We start from the raw sequence: 19,258 nt of genomic DNA on the forward strand, positions 1-19,258 counted from the left end.
ATTTAGACGAAGACAGGATATCTATCCTTCGCTTCCGGCATAAAAACTTTTGAAGCATCCGAAAATTCTTATAGTATAAACTTTAACCGAGCGAGGGATTTTTCTCGATTATGCATCTAAAGAGAAAATCAAAGAAAAGACATGATAAAAAAAGGAATGAAAATTTTACTTTCTGTCTCTCTTTTGACCTTATCGCTGGCAACATTTAGCCAGCCCAGGGGAGACAGAAGGCCTGGTGGCAGCCCTGAAGAGATGGTTGCACGGGAAAAGCAAACTTTGTACACGAAGGTGACCGATTTGAGTGAGGATCAAAAGCTGCTTATCGATGGAATCTATGATGAGTTCACAGTGACGCTCAAAGAGACAATGGAAGAACTACGGCAAAGCAATGATCGGGAGAGCAGAAGAGAAAAGATGGAGGCGCTAACAGAAGAGAAAGATGCACTGATAGCAGATGTATTGAATGAAGAACAATACAAAATCTATCAAAGCATGGCTACTTCCCGTAGAGAACGAAGAGGACAGCGCGAGGATTCACAGTAAGATGGGATTAGCGGTTTCGAGGCCTGTTTTGGCCCAATAATCTATAGATCATCTCATTGATAATTTCATCATAACGGGCCAGCTGGTCTTCGGTACAGATGGCCCTAAGTTCTTCAAAATGGGCGTAAGTAGTCTTGAGTTTCTTTTCTTCCAGGGCAAGAATTTGCACAAGAGTTTCTTCTTTGGCATTTCCCAATGGCTTATTACTTAATTGGCTGAAATACTCTTTGATAACAGCGCGCTGCTCACCTCGGATTTCCCTCATTTGCTGCCCATGCGCCCGGGCCATTTTGAAGAATAGCGTTTTCTGTTCTTCAGATAGATTCAGTTCCTGGCTTATCCGGTCTTTTGCGTCACGTGGAGCTGCGGGGTGGGGTGGGCGCTTTATGATAAGAAATGCGAGAAAAGCATTTACGACTAATAAAACAAAAAAACCGATCGTATATATTTTTTTATCCATTTTCGTACAAATTAAAGTCCGAAGTTAGTTGCAGGTAATCACTGTGTTGGCTCCACGACTCGTTACTATAGTAGTTAGAAATGATGACCACATTAGAGCAAATGACAAGCAATATTACAGCTGCCACACCTAACCATCGATAGCTCGACGTTTCCTGTTCTTTAGGTGGATCTGCTAATTTCTGCCGGATTTTCGAAAAAGCGTCGGCGGGTGCCTTGGCTCTTTGCATACCGCCCACACTGTGCATAATTTCTTCTATCCGATCTTTTTTGTTCATAGACATACTGCTGTTTAATCAGACGTAATATTTTTAGATTTCCCTCGTTCCGGATAGTATTTTTCTAATTCCTTTCGCAAATTCACTTTGGCCCGCTGCACTAACGATTCTACAGATTTCCGGGTTTGATTCATAATTTCTGCCACTTCCTTTTGTGGTAACCCTTCGATCTGGGTAAGAATAAAAGCAGTTTTCTGATGTTCAGAAAGGGTGTCAATCGCACGAAAAAGCAATTTGGCATCTTCCTTATTTTCCAGTTTAACCCCCGGATGTACAAAATCAGCCGATTCGTATTTGATTTCTGAAGTGTCTTTCACGTATAGAGACGTCAAGATCCCCTGGCGCTTTTGGCTCTTTTGTTTTCTAAGAAAATCCAACGATTTATTTACTGTGATCCGATAGATCCAGGTACTCACCGATGAGTTAAATTGAAATGTTCGTGCCGTATTATAGATGGTAATAAAGACGTCGTGCAGCAACTCTTCTGAGTCTTCCGCATTTTTAGTGTAGCTGATAATCGTGTTATATACCCGATCACCATAATGATTATAAAGCTGCTCCAAGGCTTCTTCGCTTCCAAGAGCAATGGATTTCAGCAAACTTTTCTCATTCATCATTTACTTAAAATTGTCATTTACCATTGGTCGCATGAAATATAACATTAAATAACTCATTGCCTAGCTGAGTAATCTTCACTCCAGGCTATATCAACAATTTCATATAAATGATTTTCCACAAAAACTGAACGGACGGACCAAAGATGTGGTATAAGCAGCAATAAGTATATTTCTTACGGGCGATATTGGATACGATTTCAAAACTTACTTAGTATGACTAAAAAAGTCCCTAACCATAAGAGACTGAACAAGCACCGAACCGATGATCGCTATTCAGTCCATAGTATTGAGTGGTAAGTTTGAAGAGGCCGTGTAGAATATAGGGTCTAAATTTTACCATGAAATAAAACCTGTTATGCTGCCAGCTCTCTATATCCCAGCGTTTTTGAGGTGAAAAATAGCCTGTTTAGCGGAGAAGCATGGCCTGTAAGTATGGTGCACCTAATACCCTTCGGAAAGGAAACAAATTTCACCGCTAGCCCGTAGCCTACTAAAGACTCACGACTCAATACTATGATCTAATTATCAATAACTTAAATCTAACAAAGTAGTGTTAGAGTAAAGTCGTTTATCAAGTGGTCTGAATCTGCGATTTCACCCTATAATCCACAGGTGAGATATCATATTTCTTTTTGAAGGCTCTGCTAAAATAACTTGGATTACTAAATCCGCAAGAATAGGCAACACTCGATATAGAAATTTCCGGATGTGTTGAGATCAGTTGAGCGGCCTTTGTTAACCTTATATTTGTTATAAATTCATTGGGTGTTTGACCGGTGACACCTTTGATCTTTCTAAATAAGTTGGTCCTACCCAGGGACATGTCCCTGGCGAAGGACTCTACGCCATAAGAGGTATTTTCTATGTTGGTTAGGATCAAGTCGTGCGCTTTATCGAGAAATTCTTTATCAATTTTACGTTTTGCGAGATTCCGGGCAAACCGTATTGGACTTTCACCATATTTGTTTTGAAGCGCTTGCCGATTGTCCAGTATGTTATTGATCCTTGCAATCAAAACTTTGGAATTGAACGGTTTAGAGATGTAGTCATCTGCGCCTGTTTCTAACCCTTCTATTCGATGCTCATCTGAACCTCTGGCGGTCAACAGTATGATCGGAATATGTGATGTCAGGATGTCTGCCTTTAATTTAGCGCACATTTCTGTCCCATTCATCTTAGGCATCAGCACATCGCTCAGTATCAGGCCCGGAGGGTTTTCCTTGACATGCTCAATGGCTTCTAATCCGTTTGAGGCTTGTTTTACCTTGAAAAGAGGGCCTATCAATTCAATTAAAAAGTTCATTACTTCGACATTATCCTCCACAATTAATATGGTTTCCGAACGCTCCGGGAATTCGTTCAGTTGTGCACTTTTCATCGGTTTGTCAATGGTGATCCTCTTGACGGACGAACTGTGAAGTTCCTCTGGTTTAAAATGTTCTTTACCTTTCCGGAGAGATACAGTAAAGGTAGTAAGGCTGTCCTGTGATGAACTGTTTACGGTTATCTTACCGCCGTGTGCGTCAACGACCCCTTTGGCAAGTGCAAGGCCGATACCCGTACCACGGGACTTTGCATTGGTAATGTTATCCAATTGATAGAAGCGATCAAAAACCCGCTCCATTTCCTCTTTTGGTATGGTAGAACCTGAGTTAATGACTGAAATATTTAATTGACTGTTGATTTCGGTTATGTTAGTAATAATTTGTCCACCCTCAGGTGTGAATTTGAATGCGTTGGCGAGCAGGTTGTAAAAAACCTTTTCCAATTGGTTGTGATCAAAGAAAAGCAGGTATTGTTCAAAATCCGAATTCAGGGAATAGTCTATTTGACTGTGTGATGCCAGTTCTTCAAAACTTGTATGCACCTCTTTTATAAAGGTGATGAAATCATGCTCTTCCACCTTCAGGTCCAGATTCCCCTGCTCCAGCTTCCGAAAGTTCAGGAGCTCTGAAATAAGACTTTTTAGCCGAAGTGTATTCTTTTGAATATTCAAAAGTTTACGATAGGTGAAATGCCCCAAATTACCGTTCTCGAGTAAAAGGTCAATTTGTCCGGCCATAATGGTTAGTGGAGTGCGGAACTCATGAGAGATATTGGTAAAGAAGCTGATTTTCTTCTGATTCAACTCTTCATCTCTTTGATGTAATTCCTTCTCATTAGCAAGACTGTAAGTCAATTTGCTTTGTTTGATGTACTGGTAGTTAATAAGGATAACTAATATAACGGCAATAAAGATATACACTGCAATGGCCCAGGACGCAAGGTAGAAAGGTGGTCTTATAACGATCTCCAGCTCACGTATATGCTCAGGAGAGTTGCTGGCCCTTAGTCGGAAAGTATAAGTACCGTCATCCAAATTGGTATAGGTAATTTTACTTTGATCTATTGCCGATATCCATTTATCATCAAACCCTTTCATCTGGTATTCCAAGGCTTGCCGATTCGATTTGGTAAAGAGCATGTCGGAGATAGAAATGGTTATTGAAGAGTGTTCTCGACTTAATTCAATGTTATCCGTCTCCATGATAGAGTTTGATAAAATACGTGAATGGCTCCATGGTGATACTGCCTCATTATTGATAGATAGTCCGGTGATGGTAGGATTGGATTTTGGCTTAAAATCGATATAGTCCAGCTCATGGAAAGAAACCATGCCCTCAATCCCACTCACGAAAAAGGTGCCATCCCTTGCAAGAAAAATGCCGTTAGGGCTAAGCTCACGGAGCATTAGCCCGTTGTTATAAGAAATACTGCTGAAGCGTTCCTTTTCCTGATCATAGAAACTGATGCCTTTGTCTGTTTGTACTACTAATCCGCTGAAACGTGATTCTACGATTCCATAAACGATGTTTCCCGGTAGTCCGTCATCAGAAGTGTAAACTTTAAATTTATCCACCTTGGGCATATATAACGCCAGCCCATTGGAAGAACCAATCCAAATTTTTTGTTGCCTGTCCTTAAAAATAGCGTAGATCCGGTCACCAGGAACTTCTGGTGTACTGCCAAAATCACCCTGATAGTTTTTCAGAATATCTTTATCCTTCTCATATTTAAATAGTCCCGTTCTTTCCGTCCCAATCCAGAATTCATTGTTGTCCACATTACGTATAGACATCACCGGTGAGGATATCAACTCCTCGTGCTCAGGCTTAAGAAAGGGGCTAAACTTCTTTCTTTTGGTATTAAACAGTAAACACCCACTGCCACTGGCAACTAATAAATCCTCATCCATTCCAGTGATATAGTATATTTCCGTAGCAAAATTTATCTTTTCGCTGGTAATCCTAAAATTCTTGAATTCGCCCGAACTGACGTTAAACGAGTTGAGGCCCTCTCTGTGAGTACCTACCCATAACAACGAGTCACCATGCCAAAACAGGCTTTTGACATTATTGCCGGAAATGCTGTTTTGATCCGTTTTTGATACATGATAGGTAAATTTACCTTGTTTTCTATCATAGAAGTTCAAACCGCCACCATCAGTACAGATATATAAGTTCTCGTCTGCGTCCTCAATGACCTGTCCGACCACTCTGAAATTTACGCTGCGATTTTCTTTTGTATTCTCAGGAAAATAGGTGAATATATTTTGAGTAGGATGAAAAACATTTGCGCCTCCGTAATAGGTGCCGGCCCAAATAGCTCCATCCTTATCTTTAAAGAGCGACCAGATAGAATTGTGAGATATGCTTGTGGCAATACTTTTATCATTTTCGTAATGGGTGATGTTACCATCCGGCCAAATGGCATCTAAACCGCGATAAGTACCCACCCATATTTTTCCTTCTTCATCTTCCTCTACACATCTGACAAAGTCGTTGCTTATTTCATCTTTCTCGTCGTATTTCTTGATCAGTTTGTCATTTCTGAATTTTAGCAGACCGCTATAATTGGTTCCTACCCATAGGTTTTCTTTTGAGTCAATGAAGAGACTCATGGTTTGGTAGTTTTCCTGGGTGATTAAAGCGGTACTTCGGCCATTTTTTTTCCATACACCCATATTTGTACCTAAATAAAGATCACCTGATGAGGACATAGTCATTGATTTTACAAACTCACCGGTACGAAACTTTATCTCTTGTTTTTCAAACTCACCAACTTGCTCATTAAGAATATACAGTGTCGATTTTGTAGCTACCCACACATTTTCAAGTCCCACGTAAAAGGTGGATATCCCGAATAAAGGATAACTTTTTAGTGTTTCATTATTCAGGTTGAAGGAGCTTATTGAATTCGGAGTACTAATCCAGATCAGAGAGTCCCTGGCGTCTAATTTCTGGATTTGATTTTCTGCCAGACTGTTGCCGGACTGGGTAGACTTAAAAGCTGTAATCTGTTTTCCATCATATCGGTTAAGTCCGTTTCTGGTACCAAGCCAAACAGCACCGTATTTATCCTGTGTAATAGCCATCACGGATATCTGACTCAGGCCGTCTTCTAAGCCTATTCTTTCAAATTGTATTCCTTGAGAGCTTACTGTCACAGTCTTTAACAGTAGGAGGAATATGGTCAAATATATTTTTTGATTTATCATGAATGTCTATCTAATCTAGGCACAAAAGATTTTTTTATCACCATCCGGGCCGCTATGAGTAACCTGTTAAATTTCGTGCTATTGTGTCAGAATGGTTTTTCATATCATTCACGATCCTGTACAAATCGTACACACCATCCAAAGACAAATTGGTCTGAAATAGCAATTTTTTCGATACAAAAGAAGTACGATAAGTAAGGATTTGGGAATGATATTGAAATTACCTAGTGGCAAATACCCCTATATTGGCACCAGATAAAATCTTGATTATCACGTCAAAAAGATGGTTATTACTGTATGAGTATGAAGTCCATTGATAGTATATGATAGATACAATTAATATAAATAAGCGTAATAATGAAAAAAGTACTGGGGCTAATTATACTATTAATTTGGTTTGGATGTGAGCAAACAAAAAAGACAACAGTTGATGAACCTGTATCCGTTTTAAGAGATTCAACAAGAACGGATAAGATCGTAGCTTTTGAGAAGAAGTCGAATGAACTTCTAAGTTTGGCGCTACAGGAAAATAAGATTCCAAGAACTGAGGAGAATGGTGAAATCGTATGGGCCACCAGGTACAATGAGTCCGGTGAACCCATATTCGATTGGACCATAGGGTTCTTTCCCGGTACCTGCTGGTATTTATATGAGACTACCGGAGATGAAAAATGGAAAGACGCTGCCATCAAATTTCAGCAAGGCATTCAGCCCTTCAAAAGTAATACGGAATCACACGATTTAGGCTTTGTGTTTTATTGTTCATTTGGTAATGCATTTCGGTTGACAGGCAATGATGCCTATAAACAAGTACTTGTAGAAGCAGGCAATAGCTTGCTGCAGCGATTTAATCCTAAGGTGGGTTGTATTCAGAGCTGGAATGTTGATAGAGGTTGGCAGTCTAAGAGAGATTGGAAGTTTCCGGTTATCATAGATAACATGATGAACCTTGAATTACTCTTTGAGTTGACAGCGTTGACCGGGGATTCCACCTATCGGGAAATAGCCATATCGCATGCAGATGTTACACTGGAAAATCATTTTCGAACGGATAATAGCTCTTACCACGTTATTGATTACAATCCTGAAAATGGTGAAGTAAGAAAAAGGAATACTGCTCAAGGATATGCTCACGAAAGTGCCTGGGCCAGGGGGCAAGCCTGGGGACTATACGGTTACACGGTTTGTTATCGTTATACAAAAGATAAAAAGTATCTGGATCAGGCTCATCAGATAGCCAACTTTATTATTAATAACCCAAATCTCCCGGATGATGGTATTCCATACTGGGATTATGATGCTCCTAACATTCCCGATGAGCCAAGAGATGTATCAGCTGCTGCAATCACTGCCTCTGCCCTCATTGAATTAAATGGATATACAGATAACCAATTTAAAGGTTTTGCACATAAGCTGATAGATAACCTATCTTCTGATAAGTATTTAGTTCCCCTCGGAAGCAAAACAAAGTTTGTCCTCAATCACTCAGTTGGAAGCATTCCGCATGGGGCCGAAATAGATAAACCATTGATTTATGCTGACTACTATTATTTGGAAGCGTTGCTACGAAGTTCCTCAGAAGGGGGTAGCGATTTACTGGCAATCAGTCCAAATCTTTCTATGATAAAATGATCTAATAAATAACAAATACAAACTATGATGAAAAATCTACTGTTTATAGCTCTTACTTCGTCAATCATTTTACTCGGTTGCGTTGAAGATGCTTTTGAAGACGGAGGGATCTCAAACTCTCCACAGGCGCCATCAGACCTGCAATATTCCCCGGTAGTTCAAGCCAGGGAGTTTGGTGTGCTGATTTCAGCTCCACCTACTTACAATTCATTTGGAGCTATCCCCTCATTCGAGATTGTGGCGGTTCATGATGAGGATGGAAATCCGTTAAGTGATACCACCATCGATGATTTCTTTTCAATTCTAAATGGTACTCCTGACACGATAATGGTAGCGCCGGAAGATGGCTTTATTAATGAAGACGGGGACACCATCAGAACTTTTCCTATAGTTAATGTAAGTGACATCGGACGTATACAAATAGAAGGAGAAAACACCTTGGTGGAAGGTAGTTATTTCTTTGATATTAAGATGACGACAGTATTTGATGACCAGTCATTCTCTGCCACATTTGAGCGGGTGTTCGAATTGTATCTGGGACCTCAACTGGCCTCAGGTTTGGTGTACATACCCGGGGGGCAGAATCTGCTCACTTCAGGGGGTACAACAAGCACTACGGAGCCTATTGTCATTGGGGCGAACCCCGATTTTCGATTTGAACTGGGTGATAATACTGACAAGTTTACCATTGATGCTACAACAGGCGTGATCACCCTGAATAGTGGTTATACACCCACGGAGGAGCCGGAAATTGTTTCTCCGACTGTTAATGTGGTAAGTAATATTTCAGAAGAAATAGTATCCTTTAATTCCATTACCATTTACATCTCCAATAGTCCTTTTGATGTACCCAAGTTGGTCGTGAGTGTGTTCTATCCCACGTTTGAATTTGAAAACACTGAATTTGGTTATCGTATCCATACAGTGGAAGAAGGTGATCCAGGGATCTTTTGGAATCGACTCGCAGCACCAGGGATTGCCGATGACGATAGACCGGCGGAAAATGCGAATCAGAAAAGGTTAGAAATCAATTTGGTTAAACCTTCCGGAGGAAATCAAGTGCCCCACGAATCCTGGGCCATTATGAATGCACAGGATTTAAGCGCCTATGAATTTGGTTACGACATAGAAGCTGAATTTTTCTCTGAAAATCGCTTTGTTGAGTACTTAAGCACAGATGGATCCTCTCCGTCATTTTTAGCGGTGTATGTGTCTACAGATTATCGGGGAGATTTTAATAATGCCACCTGGGTTGAGGTAACGGATCAATTGGAATCCAATATCATTTCAGACGGTGAGTTTATTGAGGGTAATGAGTTTGAAGGTTATCCATATCCCGGTGACCAAAATCTCCGTGATTTTACAGATACACCTTGGGGGAAAGACCCATCAAAGAATGCCGATGACAAATGGGTCAGAAGCACCTTCGATATGGTAGATTACATTGGTATGTCGAATGTGACGGTCGCATTTAGGGTGTACACGACATTTGAAGGTGCCATCAGTTCCTCCTTCCCTTACGACAGATCTGGCAGGTACCTCCTGTCTGACTTTAACATCACTGCTTACGAACAATGATATCAGACATGAAAAAATCAATACTATTTACTTTATTCTTCTGCGTTCTTACCATTATTTCACTTGGTCAGAACAGGATAACAGGTGTTGTCTCCGATGGTGAATCTGGCGAAGCGCTACCTGGCGCAGCTATAATTATAAAAGGCACAACAACCGGAACCATTTCCGATACAGACGGTAACTTCACACTCATTGATGTACCGAATGATGCTGTTTTGACGGTTAGTTTTGTGGGTTACACATCATTAGAAATACCAGTTGCCGGTCAGACCAGATTTGACATCAAATTGGAATTGGATATTCAAAGTCTGGAAGCCGTAGTTGTGGTAGGGTACGGTACCGAAAGAAAGCGTGATCTTACCGGGTCTGTCGGAAGTGTAAAACCTGAAGAACTGGCAGTTGCACCCACCTCTAATTTTGATCAGGCTTTAGCTGGTCGTATTGCAGGTGTTCAGGTTTCTTCACCGGATGGTACCCCTGGAGGAGCGGCTCAAATTGTCATTAGAGGTGGTAACTCCATAACGGGAGACAATTCACCCCTTTATGTAATAGATGGGGTTCCGCTGGTGGATTTTGATCCTGCATCTATTAATACAAATGATATAAAGTCTTTTGATGTGCTTAAGGATGCATCTGCCACCGCCATATATGGTTCAAGGGGTGCAAATGGTGTGATTTTGATCACAACGAAAGGTGGAAGAACAGATGGTACTACAGAAGTGAGTTTTGGTGCGAATATGGGGGTACAGTACGCTCCTCGAAGGCTCAAGGTGATGAATCCATACCAATACGTTAGCTTTTTAGAGGAGCAAGCTCTGATATTAGATGACTATACGCCTGGTAGTGAAACCGGCAATTTTTATGGAGTTTGGGGAGATCCGGAGAACTACAGGAATATCGAGGGCACCAGTTGGCAAGATGAAATTTTCGAACAGGGCAGATTTGAAGATTACAACCTTTCGGTTAGTGGCGGTGGTGATATAACGCAATTTTACTATAGCGGACAATACCTGGATCAGGGGGGTACAGTGACAAACACAGGCTTCAACAAAGCCGTGAATAATCTAAGAGTTAAACACGAAGTGAATGACTGGATGAAGTTGGATGCCAACCTCGTATACAGCCTGTCTAATCGGACAGGTTCAACCGTAGATGGAAATGGTTTTAGTGGTAATATTATTCGCGATGCACTGGTTTTCCGACCGGTGGAACCATTAAATGATGACGGGTTAGATGGATTCGATCCCGATGAGGAATCAGGCAGGTTTCTTTTTAACCCCATAGACAATCTAAACAATACAGATCGCATAGACCGTAGAGAGCTGTTTAGAGGAACGCTGACAGGACGTTTCAAGATCCTGCCCGGACTTACCTTTAACACGGTGGGAAGTTTTCAAACTGAGAATAGAAGAAGAACATTATTTTATGGTGAGAACACCTTTCAGGGCACCCGCGGAAATGACGGGATTAGTGGTAGCATCAGAACCGGACGTGTGCAAGTGGCCTCTGGTTCCGGGGTAATAAACTATGCTCCGAAATTAGGCAGTAATCAACGGCTTAGGTTAATGGCGGGAACAGAAGCACAAACAAGAACTTTTGAAGATTCGCAATTAAGCGCCACTCAACTTCCAACAGATGTATTTGGTATAGACAATCTCAGTATAGGATTAATATCGCCTATTCCAACTAGTTTACTTTCAGAAAATACTTTGCTGTCTTATTTCGGTAGAGTTAACTACTCTCTGAATAATCGCTATCTGGTCACTGTAAACTTCAGAGCAGATGGATCTTCTAAATTCAGAGAAGAGAACCGATGGGGTTATTTTCCCTCGTTTTCCCTCGGTTGGATTGTATCAGATGAGCCATTTATGAGCTCGACCGGAGTTTTATCAAATTTGAAAGTAAGAGGAGGGTGGGGAGTCACCGGTAATAACCGAATAGGTGATTTTGATGCATTCACTACGCTCGCTTCGAACACAGGTTCAGGATACGTTTGGGGCAGTGGAGAGAACTATGCAGTTGGTGCTATCATCAATAATTTAGGGGTACCTGATCTGCGATGGGAAACCACAGAACAATTAAATATTGGAGCTGAGTTTGGAATACTTGACGGACGAATTCAAGGAGAAGTGGACTATTATTTGAAGCGAACAAAAGACCTTTTGTTGAATGCCGATATGGCTTCCAGCACAGGGTTTGAGCGAGTACAACAAAATGTTGGGGAGGTAGAAAACAGTGGAGTTGAGATCACACTAAGGTCTTTCAACCTGGATTCGAAAAACTTCAAATGGACCACCAATTTTAATATCGCATTTAACAGAAATAAAGTCATTAATTTGAATCAGGGGCAGGACGCTATTTTCACTAACCCTGAACGTATAAACCTGGGTAACGAATTCTCCTACATTACCCGGGTCGGTCAGTCTGTAGGTCAGATATACGGGTTACAATTCGATGGTTTGTACCAGTTGGATGATTTTAACTGGAACAATGACCTGGGCATATATGAACTTAAGGATGGTATTCCTGATAATGGCGGGACACCTGGTCCTGGTAGTGTTAAATACATTGATGTGAATGGCGATGGTACCATTACAGAAGAAGATAGAGATATAATTGGTAATACAGTTCCTGACTTTATAGGAGGTATAACCAATAATTTTGAATATAAAGGTTTTGAACTGCAGGTGTTTTTTCAGTGGTCTTATGGTGCGGAAATTCTTAACCTGAACAGAGTGGAATTGGAATCTCCTTCAGGTTCCAGGCAAAATAGATTGGTGGCAGTGCTTGATCAATGGACACCTGCTAACACGGATACCGACATCCACTCATTGACCTATGCAAGGACGTTCGGCAGACCAATACTGGGTACAAGAATCAGTGATTTTTATGTGGAAGATGCTTCTTTCCTACGGTTAAAGACTATTTCCCTGGGATATAGACTTCCGGAGAGGTACCTGACCAACATATTCGCAAAATCATTACGTGTTTTTATGTCCGCCCAGAACCTGGTGACCTGGACAAACTACTCGGGGTACGATCCGGAAGTCTCCGTAGCGCCAAGAAATGGTGTTTCCAGGGCCCTCGCTCCAAACCTGGACTGGTCGGCCTACCCACAAAGCGTAACCATTACAGGTGGAATTAATGTAACCTTTTAATTGACCAAGATGAACGAGTTAATAAAAATGAAATTCAATAAATTAAATGTAGCTATCATCCTTCTGTCAATAATGGTAATAGGATGTGACGACTACCTCGACGTAACACCGGAGTCTGTTTGGGAATCCGCAAGTTTTTACTCTACGCCCCAGGAAGCTGAGATTGCCCTGGCAGGTATTTATGGTGTGCTTGCCAGTGATGAAAGTTATGGAAGAGAGCAATTGATCTTAGGCGCCGGAACCGATGAATATTACTACAACAGGCGTTTCAATGAGAATTGGGCTGTGTCATTATTCAGGAATACACCGGCTGATCAATTCAGCTTCAACTATTGGACAAACCAGTACCAGGCGATCAACCTGGCCAACCTCTTCATTGAAAGTATAGACCGATCTAGCTTTGAAACAGAAGAGGCTTTTAATGCATTGGTGGCTGAGGTACGTTTTTTAAGAGCGCTATGCTACTTTAACCTATCTAATTACTGGAATGAGGTGCCTTTGAGACTTTCTTCTTCAAAAGATCAAGAGGATAATAACGTGCCGCCTGCACCTTTGGCTGATGTGTATGACGCCATTGTGGAAGACTTTACTTTCGCCTCGGAGAATTTGCCTCATCCCGTAGATGCAGGCTATGTCCAGGGAAGGGCGCATAAGCTTGCCGCTCACGGTTTACTCGCCAGGGTTTACATGAAGATGTCCGGCTATCCGTTCAAACAGCCACATTACCAGGAAGCAATAACCCACTGCGAAGCGGTGATAAATGACGGGTTCCATAGTCTTATCACCACCAGTGATACTACGGGCTACAGAGAAGTATTCCTGGATGTCATAGGAGGGGTTTATAATATGACAGAGGTGATATTTGAGATATCTTTTCAAAACCTTCGTGACCAGGGCCTGACAGGAACTACCGTAGGCCGGCTGGGTGCCTTGAACGGCTTGAACTTCGGGTCTAACAATAATCTGGGAGATCCGAATGGATTCGCCCAAGCCGGGGTATATCCGATACTCTCCGGGTTGTATGATCAGAACAATGATAAACGATACCTATGGAATATTGCAACATTCAAGAGAACAGGGGCCGGAGATATTATACGAGTTACGAATGAAATGGCCACCAGAGATTTTTGTCCGGCAAAGTACAAAAGGTGGGAGCCGTTAGATTATGCTGACATAGATATTGAAGGCACCAATGAGAACTTTGTCATCTTAGAAAACAGTGCCAGTGAACTCAATAGAAATTTCACAAGCGTCAATTTCCCCGTATTACGATACTCGGATATATTGCTCATGTATGCAGAGGCTTCTAATGAGCTGAACAACGGACCCTCGGCCTTGGCTATTGAATACCTTAATGAGGTCAGGAATCGTGCCGGCCTGGTGAACATTGAAGTTGAAAAACCTACGGTAGCTGCTGATAAAGTGTTATTCTTTGATGAGTTAGTGGATGAACGCACGAGAGAACTTTGCTTTGAAGGTGTACGAAGGCATGACCTTATCAGATGGGAACTGTTAGATGAAAAACTTGCCGAGGTAAAGGCTTTTGTTGAAGGTCATCCTGATTTTGTTGCCAGCAATGCGGATCACCAGGCTGCCTTGAGAGGCCCCAACAACTTTGATGTTAATATTCACCTGTCATTACCCTATCCTTTGGTAGAGGTAACCGTAAATCAATCGCTTGATCAAAAACCGGAATGGCAATAATCGCATTCTACTACCTGGTGTCTCATTTTTTGAAGACACCATTTTACCATCTAACCGCACCTTTTACATGAAACAGCCGTCTATATATTTTTTAAAATTCACCCCGCTTCTGGTGCTGATAATCATGGCATGCGGGCGATTTAATGATCAAAGTCAAAATGAAAAGCCCCCAAACGTGATTTTTGTTTTTCCGGATCAGTATAGAAACAGCAGTCTGGGCATTTGGTCCCAATCAGCGTACGGAGAACACCTCCAGGGAAAAGGAGACCCGGTAAATACCCCTGCTCTTGATAAACTAGCCTCTGAGAGTGTTCTTTTCAATAACGCGTTGAGCAATTTTCCTTTGTGCAGTCCCTATCGCGCTATGTTAATTTCAGGCATGTATCCTCATGTGAATGGGGTCGCGGCGAATTGCAGGAAAGACCGAGACGCATCTTTACGTAGCGATATCAAAGGAATGACAGATGTTTTTTCAGAAAATGGCTATGACGTATCTTACTTTGGGAAAATTCACTGGCTAAAAAATGATCCTTTATTTGACGAAAAAGGAACCTACAAGGGAACGACCGAACCTCCTGGAGGGCACTATATCAATCGATATGATACCTATGTGCCTCCTGGACCGGATCGCCATAGTATTGACTACTTCTATCAAGTAATAAAGGATGTGCATTTTGATCCATTGGTATATTCCAATGATCCCTTACTCATAGATGGAAAAACGGACGGTGAACAATACAAGCCAGGCCGGTTCAATGCAGAAATAGAATCTGAAGCCATTATTAAATATTTAGAGGTCACTCACGAGCAACGTGATCCTGATAAGCCCTTCTTTATGATGTGGTCATTGAACCCGCCACACAATCCCTGGACAGAGGAAAGTACTAAAATGGAGTACTTTGGTCAGTACACAGAGGATGGCAAAGTCAATCTGGATCATCTGCTTACACATGATAATGCCGATCACACCGTTGGACATTATGCGCCTTATTATTTCGCTAATGTCAGCGCCGTGGATCACTATATAGGCCTGGTGCTGGACAAGCTGGAGGAACTGGAACTCGATGATAATACGATCATCGTTTTTTCATCCGATCATGGCGAAATGTTAGGTAGTCATGGATTAGAAGGTAAGCTCGTTCCCGAAATGGAATCACTCAACATTCCGTTCTTGATCAGATGGGGAGACCGACTTAAGCATAGAGTGGAAGACCGTATCGTGAATGTGCCGGATGTTATGCCTACGTTGCTGGGATTAGCCGGGCTGGAGGACAAAATACCTGATGGAGTACAGGGAACGAACTTTTCAGCATTGATAAGGGATACTGAATCTAATCAGAAAAAGCCGGAGGCTGCACTGATTATGGGATACACGTACAGAGGCGTTTATACGGGCAAGTACACCTTTGTTGTGGAGGAAAAAAAGGGTGAAATCGATAACATTTTCTGCTATGACAATGAGAAAGATCCCTTCCAGCTAAACAAAATAAAGCCGGAAGAACTAGGCAAAAAGAAAGAGAGAGAACTTAAGACCCATCTGGCCAGACTACTAAAGGAAACTCAAGATAGTTGGGTGTCAAAGGGAATAGGTAGTAATTATTTGAAGTATTGAGCATTCTTAAGGTCAATGATTAGAGGTAAGCACAGTTTATTAATAGTCTTGATATTTATCATATCTGGTGTCATTGTTTCACCGGGTTACACACAATTACAAATTGCTGATCCTGGTATTTCTATTGATCAGGAAAAGATCGCTGCCAACCAGGATAATTATCCTCAGATGGAGTGCTGGGCTCAGGCCGGTGTCCGGGGAGGTATTCCGTTTTTAAATTCATTTAGCACTACAAAAATAATCGAGGCCGGAACTAGTGCAGATATTAATGCCGCATTAACAGAATTAAATGCAAGCCTGAAGGATGGAGAAATGGGTCTTCTGATCTTAAGAAATGGAGAATATGATCTTCAAAGTGAGGTCACCATGAAATCCAATGTTTCCATTCTTGGAGAGACCAGAGATGGGGTCGTCTGTACCATAAACTTTTTAGATGGATTCGGTTTTCACTTTCGGGATGGAGTTGAAAAGTCAGGAATGTACAGGCTCACCATTCAAGGAGGTTGGGGAGAGCCAAAATACGATTGGAACTATAGCATTCCAGAAAATGATGAAATGCCTAATAATGGTAATATATCTGTCAAGTTCACAAGATCTACAGATTGCTGGTTGGACAAAATAAATATCTATAACAGTGGCAGAGATCCCATGCGCTGCGATGCTTCTCATACTACCTTTCGTGATCTGAAGGTGAAGGGGGCACACCGAAAAGCAGGAGGGGCTCAGGGTTACTTCTTTATTCAGGACGGCGATAACCTGATTACCGGTTGTGAGATGACGCATCTTCGTCATATCTCGCTCCAGGGAGGTGGTGTGGAGTACAATGTGGTGTATGACAATGACTTTTACCAGGAAGTCAGTTTCCATACCGGTGATGATGGAAACAATCTGATAGAGGCCAATCGGATCACCCTACCGGAAGATATGCCTCCGGTGGAATCAGGGGGGCCTTATCTGGAAACCAATACCAATGCACCTAACTATTTTGCCATTATGGGGCCATGGTCTATCATTCATGAAGTGTCTGCAAATCCCAATTTCCTGTTTAACAATCGCTGCTTGCAGCTCAATCATGATTTCGGGTCGAAAACGCCATGGTCAGACCCTAATAAAGTGTATTCAGGACCTATTAAAATTGGAAGAAACCCTGATGATCATATCAATAACTTTCCTGTTTTAGCTGATAACGCACCCGTAGGAAATACACTTTACGCAATTTCAGGAGCTAATCCACCTGCCGTATCAGGTCTTAATAAAAGTCCTAAGGTCCAGTTTTTGCAACCACTTGATACTGAAATCAGGCAAGGTTCAATCATGTTAGTTGAATTGGACGTTGAGGATGATTTTGGAGTAGGCCAGGTGTCACTTTATGTTGACGATGTACCCATAGGAACCCGGACTGATGCTCCCTTCATATGGCATGACGAATCCATTTTAAATGGATTAGACATGGGTTCCCATCAATTACGTGCCGTAGTGATTGATGATGACGGGCTTGAAACAGAAAGGCTCATGAATTTTGAAATCACAGATAGTAGCAATGCGCCTTCGCAATACACGGAGACCTTTTCAAATATGGTATTGGATGGATGGGGTACTGAAACGTTTCAAGGTGATGATAACTGGATATGGAATGTCAATGGCAAGGGAATCAATGGTGATATTGAGGGTAGGGGTGTTTATTTTCATAAGCAAGTTACCGGCATTACTTCATCAACATTTCAGGGCGGAATTACCAGGTTATCCGTTGAGTGCCTGAACAAGTTCAACGGAAATGAGCGTACTGTTGAGTTGTATGTAAATGATGCACTGGTAAAGACGCATACTCAGACAGGTCAGGATCAAAAGTATACGGTGGATGTGGATGACTTGAATATTGAAGGGGATTTCAGCATTCAAATAAGGAATGCCAGTAGTACCTCTGACCCGGATGATCGCAGGACGGTATCTTTCGATAATATATCATGGACCACGCTTGGTAATGCGCAGAATGCCGCACCTGTACTGAGTTTTGGTACACCCATTAAAGGTAAGAGTCTTCAGGAAAATGAATTATTAGAAGTAGAAGTATTCGCCTATGACGATGAAAATATAGCCAAAGTAGAGCTTTTTCTTAATGACCAGTTAATTTCAGCAGATAACGAAGCTCCCTATTTCTGGGGAACGGATGTGGTCGGGTTGCAAAACCTGGTAAAAGGCGATAATATCCTGAAAGCCATCGCATATGATAATGAATCCCTTTCATCGCAAAGGCAAGTGACTGTATTCTATGCGGTGAATGAGGCACCTGTGATCCGATTTATTTCTCCCGTTAATGGAGCAAAAATGAAAAGTATTACGAGTGTGGATATCGAAGTGACCGATGACATCGGTTTATCTAAAACGGAGTTGTACCTGAATGATCAGTTGATCAGTACGAAATCAGACGCTCCCTTTGGTTGGTCTCCCTCCGAAACGTTTGAAGAACTCTCGAGTTTGACACAAGATACGTACATGATCAAGGTGATGGCAGAGGACGTTTCCGGAAAGCGAACCGAAAGCCAGATAATCGTAACGTTGAATGAACCTCCAACGATCAATGTCATTTCTCCAACAAGCGGGTCCGTTTTTGATAATGGCAGCGCTATCAATCTGAATATTTCCGTGATGGATGATTTCTCCGAAATAAAGCAGGTGGAGCTTTTTCTGGATGATGTATTGATCGATGAAAAAACCACTGCTCCTTTTTCATGGGATTCTCAGGATCAACTAACCGCCCTTCTTGCCCTGGAGCCAGGCGTTTATACGTTGAAAGTAATTGCCACTGACCTTGAGGAGCTGTCATCAACAGCCTCTGTGGTATTTGAAGTAAATAGGGTGATTTTAGGAAATGAAACGTTGAATAAAGACGTATTGGTTTTTCCTAACCCGGTTGACAATGTACTTCGTATTCAGGCAAGTGGGTCCGCTCCATTTCAATTTGTACTTTACGATGTATTTGGAAAAGAACTGGTAAGAAGCTCCACTGAGGGTCTCGAAACGAATATCAATATGTCGGTGTACAAACCGGGCCTGTATTACCTTCATCTTACGAATAGTGTTGTGGATAAAACATTCAAAGTTTTTCGAAAGAATTAATGGTCAAAAACAGAAACCTGTGT

The 19,258-nt window shown here is 41.8% G+C and carries 11 protein-coding genes; 7 read left to right on the forward strand and 4 right to left on the reverse strand.

Annotation, left to right across the window (positions count from 1 at the left end; translation table 11 throughout):
* The first annotated feature begins 156 nt into the window (after positions 1-156).
* Positions 157-543 (forward strand): hypothetical protein, encoded by a 387-nt coding sequence (locus FNH22_RS27750; protein ID WP_143401785.1) that lies wholly within the window; start codon positions 157-159, stop codon positions 541-543.
* Positions 544-550: 7 nt separating this feature from the next.
* Here FNH22_RS27750 and FNH22_RS27755 read toward each other — a convergent pair whose 3' ends face one another.
* The 4 genes from FNH22_RS27755 to FNH22_RS27770 all read right to left on the reverse strand — a co-directional run bounded on the left by FNH22_RS27755 (position 551) and on the right by FNH22_RS27770 (position 6,383).
* On the reverse strand, positions 551-1,003 hold the full coding sequence (locus FNH22_RS27755) for a Spy/CpxP family protein refolding chaperone (RefSeq protein ID WP_143401786.1): 453 nt from the start codon (positions 1,001-1,003) through the stop codon (positions 551-553).
* Entirely contained in the window at positions 996-1,280 is a 285-nt protein-coding gene (locus FNH22_RS27760; RefSeq protein WP_143401787.1) for a hypothetical protein, read from the reverse strand. The genes FNH22_RS27755 and FNH22_RS27760 overlap by 8 nt, the downstream gene beginning before the upstream one ends.
* 14 nt (positions 1,281-1,294) lie before the next feature.
* Positions 1,295-1,897 (reverse strand): RNA polymerase sigma factor, encoded by a 603-nt coding sequence (locus FNH22_RS27765; protein WP_143401788.1) that lies wholly within the window; start codon positions 1,895-1,897, stop codon positions 1,295-1,297.
* Positions 1,898-2,468: 571 nt separating this feature from the next.
* Positions 2,469-6,383, reverse strand: a complete 3,915-nt coding sequence (locus FNH22_RS27770) for a hybrid sensor histidine kinase/response regulator transcription factor (protein ID WP_185154453.1) — start codon at positions 6,381-6,383, stop codon at positions 2,469-2,471.
* 408 nt (positions 6,384-6,791) lie between these two features.
* Between FNH22_RS27770 and FNH22_RS27775 the strand changes: the two genes are divergently transcribed.
* The 6 genes from FNH22_RS27775 (at position 6,792) to FNH22_RS27800 (ending at position 19,235) form a co-directional block, all read left to right on the forward strand.
* Entirely contained in the window at positions 6,792-8,066 is a 1,275-nt protein-coding gene (locus FNH22_RS27775; RefSeq protein ID WP_143401790.1) for a glycoside hydrolase family 88 protein, read from the forward strand.
* 24 nt (positions 8,067-8,090) lie between these two features.
* A complete protein-coding gene (locus FNH22_RS27780) occupies positions 8,091-9,644 on the forward strand; it encodes a hypothetical protein (RefSeq protein WP_143401791.1) in 1,554 nt (517 codons plus the stop codon).
* A gap of 8 nt (positions 9,645-9,652) precedes the next feature.
* Positions 9,653-12,802, forward strand: coding sequence for a TonB-dependent receptor (locus tag FNH22_RS27785; RefSeq protein WP_221420365.1), 3,150 nt, complete (start codon positions 9,653-9,655; stop codon positions 12,800-12,802).
* Between the two features lie 9 nt (positions 12,803-12,811).
* Complete coding sequence (locus FNH22_RS27790) at positions 12,812-14,506, forward strand: RagB/SusD family nutrient uptake outer membrane protein (RefSeq protein ID WP_143401793.1); 1,695 nt, start codon at positions 12,812-12,814, stop codon at positions 14,504-14,506.
* Between the two features lie 67 nt (positions 14,507-14,573).
* Entirely contained in the window at positions 14,574-16,118 is a 1,545-nt protein-coding gene (locus tag FNH22_RS27795) for a sulfatase (RefSeq protein ID WP_143401794.1), read from the forward strand.
* Positions 16,119-16,166: 48 nt separating this feature from the next.
* Positions 16,167-19,235, forward strand: coding sequence for an Ig-like domain-containing protein (locus FNH22_RS27800; RefSeq protein ID WP_185154454.1), 3,069 nt, complete (start codon positions 16,167-16,169; stop codon positions 19,233-19,235).
* The last annotated feature ends 23 nt before the right edge of the window (positions 19,236-19,258 follow it).

This window comes from Fulvivirga sp. M361, assembly GCF_007097395.1.
Taxonomy (GTDB): Bacteria; Bacteroidota; Bacteroidia; order Cytophagales; family Cyclobacteriaceae; genus Fulvivirga.